General features: G+C 72.9%; 4 protein-coding genes. 1 reads left to right on the top strand and 3 read right to left on the bottom strand.

What is annotated here, in order from left to right; genetic code table 11:
* From VGT06_08815 to VGT06_08825, 3 genes are all read right to left on the bottom strand, one after another.
* Positions 1 to 1323, bottom strand: a 1323-nt coding sequence (locus VGT06_08815) for an NHL domain-containing thioredoxin family protein (protein ID HEV8663223.1), incomplete at its 3' end; no start/stop codon positions are given.
* Positions 1324 to 1458 carry a hypothetical protein gene (locus tag VGT06_08820; GenBank protein HEV8663224.1) on the bottom strand — a complete coding sequence of 45 codons (135 nt, stop codon included), beginning with the start codon at positions 1456 to 1458 and terminating at the stop codon, positions 1324 to 1326.
* A 14-nt stretch (positions 1459 to 1472) separates the two neighbouring features.
* Entirely contained in the window at positions 1473 to 2360 is an 888-nt protein-coding gene (locus VGT06_08825) for a hypothetical protein (protein HEV8663225.1), read from the bottom strand.
* Positions 2361 to 2558: 198 nt separating this feature from the next.
* On the opposite strand from VGT06_08825, the gene VGT06_08830 reads away from it, so the two are divergent.
* A partial coding sequence (locus VGT06_08830; protein ID HEV8663226.1) for a hemerythrin domain-containing protein occupies positions 2559 to 3018 on the top strand: 460 nt, incomplete at its 3' end.

Genomic DNA, 3018 nt, shown 5'->3' on the forward strand with positions numbered 1-3018 from the left:
GGTCACGGTCCCCGCCCCGAGGTCGGCGACGCAGATGCGGTGGTTGTTCGTGTCGGCGATGTAGAGGCGGCCCGCCGTGGCAGAGAGCCCGCCCGGCTCGAAGAAGGTGGGCTCCGTCCCTTCGCCCCTCCCCGGTTTGCCGGTGCCGAGGAGCGTCTCCACCCGCCGGAGAGCCGGGTACAGCCGCTTGATCTTGTGGTTGTAGGTGTCCGCGATGTAGCAGGCTTCCGCGTGGACGGCGATGCCGAGGGGGTGCTGCAGGCGGACGTCGGGCCCGGTCCCGTCCCGGTCGCCGAACTCGAAGAGCCCCACGCCGACGAGGGTGGTCACCCGGCCGAGGTCGCCGAAGGTGATGGCCCGGACCGCACTGGCCTCGCTGTCGGCGACGAAGAGGGCCTGGCCGTCGGTGGCAAGGCCGCTCGGCTGGTTGAGGCCGGCCTCGAGGCGCGGTCCGTCCCGGAGCTCCTCCCGGCCGCTGCCGGCGAAGGGGATGAGGGCACCACCGGCCAGGTCCATGGCCCAGATCTGGTGACAGCCGGCCATGGCGATGTACATCGTGCCCTCACGGACGACGAGGTCCCAGGGGGAGTTGAGGGCGACCGCCCGCCCCGTCCCCCCGCGCGGCCGGCCTCTGGCCTGCTCGCCGGTTCCGGCCACCGTCTCCACGGTCCGGGCCCGGAGATCCAGCCGGCGGATCGCGTGGTTCTTCGTATCCGCCACGTAGAGGTGGCCGCCGACCAGGGCCAGGCCCTGCGGGTGCCGGAAGCGTGCGGCCCCGAACGCGCCGTCGGCGAAGCCGGGCTCGCCCGTGCCGGCGACCGCCCGGACTTGCGCGGCGGGGTCGGCGATCACGATCCGGTGATGCCCGCTGTCGGCGGTGAAGATTCGCCGTGAGGCAACGTCCGCCAGGACCCTCCCGGGATAGGCCAGGAAGCCGTCCGCCGGGGGCGTGAGGTGGCGCAGGGCGAAGGGCTGCCCGTCCACCCGGAGGGTCCCCGCCTGACGATGCTCCCCGAGGAGCTCCTGGATGGCCTCCCGCAGTGCGGGCCCGTGCCCCTCCCCGGCCACCGAGCCGACCACGTAGCCCTGCGGGTCCACGAGGACGAGCGTGGGCCAGGCGCGGACCGCGTAGCGCTGCCAGATGGCGAAGTCCGCGTCGTTCACCACCGGGTGCGTGATGCCGTGGCGGGCCACCGCCTCGGCCAGGCTCTCCGAGGCCGCCTCGTTGGGGAACTTGGCCGAGTGGACCCCCACGATGACGAGGGCGTCCCCGAACTCGCGCTCCAGCGCCTCCAGCTCCGGGAGGACGTGCAGGCAGTTGATTCAGCAGTAGGTCCAGAAGTCCAGCAGGACGATCCGGCCCCGAAGCTCCGCGAGCCGCAGCGGGCGGTCGGTGTTGACCCACTCCCGCCCCTCGGGGAATTCGGGCGCCCGGACCCGGGCGAGTTCCCGGTGCATGGGCATTCCTCGGGCTAGAAGGACCGGGGCCGGACGCCGCCGGCTCGGTTCGGGTCGAGGATGGGCTGGGGCTCCTCCGGGGCCGGCACCGCGACGGCCGCGCCGGTCCCGGCTCTCCCTCTATCCTGCCGGTGGCCCTCCACCGTGACAGGATGCACGGCGATGCCGTCCCCCGTGGCCGCGAAGAGCCGGGCCGCGATGCCGTCCACGAGCTGCGCGACCGCCACGGGGAGCAGGACCTCCAGATACGCTTCGTCGTCCCGGCCGGGGGGCACCGGGAGCGACCGGGCGTCGAGCAGGGCGCCTCCACCGCTGTAGCGCACCTCGAGGACGGCAGGGGTCTCCAGAGCCCGCTCGGGTGAAGCCAGGGCATAGAGGAGCACCACCGCGTCCCGCGTCGGGGCGAGGACGCTCCCGGCCAGTCGCAGGCGCCAGGGGCCTGGCTTCAGGGGTTCCCGCCGGGTGGGCGGGGCAGTCGGGGAAGCGCCGCGGCGGGCCGCCGGACCGTCAAAGGGCACCTCGACCGGGGAGACCGGCACGTCCCGGACCGGGAAGGGGAAGGGCGGGAGGGGGTGGAGGCGGAGGGTGAGCAGGGCGGCCTCCCGCAGGCGGCGCTCCTCCGTCTGCGCGCGGAGGAAGATCGCTTCCCCCCGGTCCAACGGATGGGAGGGGACAAGGATCGAGACGATGTCCAGGCGCCTGCCCAGCGGGTCGGTCAACTGGAGCTCGGCCCGTCCGAGCCGCACCGCGTCTACGGAGGCGTTCTCCACCTCGTACGTGAACGTGACGACTCCGGCCTCTCGGCTCCGCCGCACCTCCCGGACCCTCAGATTGAGCGCCTCGGCATCCCCCGCCGCCAGGGCGACGATGAGGCTCGTGGCAATTCCCTGTACCGCCCGCATGGTTTCCTCCCTGGGGTCATCCCGGCCATGCTCCTCCGGCATCCCGGTCGGGAAGCCCGATGAGAAAGCCTAGCACGGATCCCGCCGGGCCGGAATCTCCTTGCCGGCGGGAGCGGCCTGGGGAATACTCGGGATCGTCCGGGGGGCTGGCGGCCACCATCCTTGGGGAAGTGCCGCTCCCCGGTTGAGGGTCACAAGGTGAAGCGCGATCCGAGCCTGATCCCCCTCTCCCACGACCACCACGAGGGCTTGATCTTCGCCTTCCGGATCCAGCACGGCCGTGGGCCCTCCGGGCGACCGTGGGACGCCGAGACCGCAGCCGACCAGGCCAGGGAGGCGGTTGCCTTCTTCCGGGACCACCTCACTCCCCACTTCCGGGCCGAGGAGGAGGTCATCTTCCCGGTGCTGGAGCCGTACCTTCGGCCCGGGGAGGGGGTGGTGGCGGAGCTGAGGGAAGAGCACGCGCGGCTTGCGGCTCTCGTGCGGGAACTCGAGGAGGCGACGGGGGACCTGCCGGAGGCCCTACGGGCCTTCGGCGAGCTGCTCACCCAGCATATCCGGAAGGAAGAGCAGGACCTGTTCGTCCTGTTCGAGCAGCGGGTCCCGGCTGCGGAGGTGAAGCGGGCGGGGGAGGCGGTCGCCCGGATCCTCGAGCGCC

This window comes from Candidatus Methylomirabilis sp. (genome assembly GCA_036000645.1).
Classification (GTDB): Bacteria; Methylomirabilota; Methylomirabilia; order Methylomirabilales; family JACPAU01; genus JACPAU01.